The 299-nt window shown below is 64.2% G+C and carries 1 protein-coding gene; it reads right to left on the reverse strand.

The window, feature by feature from the left end:
• Positions 1-299 (reverse strand): methyl-accepting chemotaxis protein (locus G8346_RS00270; protein WP_240901206.1); only part of this gene is annotated, 299 nt, incomplete at both ends.

A 299-nucleotide genomic window follows, 5' to 3' on the forward strand; every position in this document is an offset into this window, starting at 1 on the left:
ACGGCGGCGTTGAGGGCGAGGATGTTGGTCTGGAAGGCGATGCCGTCGATGACCTGGATGATGTCGGCGATCTTTCTGGAGGACTCGGTGATGGCCCCCATGGTGACGACGACCTCGCGGACCTTGTCGCCGCCCTTGGTGGCGACATCACTGGCGCCGTGGGCGAGCTGGTTGGCCTGTCGTGCGTTGTCGGCGTTCTGTTTGACGGTGGAGGTGAGCTCTTCCATGGAGGAGGCGGTCTCTTCGAGGGAGGAGGCCTGTTCCTCGGTTCTCTGGGAGAGGTTGGTGTTGCCGGCGGC

The sequence above is a fragment of the Thioalkalivibrio sp. XN279 genome (assembly GCF_011089885.1).
Taxonomy (GTDB): domain Bacteria; phylum Pseudomonadota; class Gammaproteobacteria; order Steroidobacterales; family XN24; genus XN24.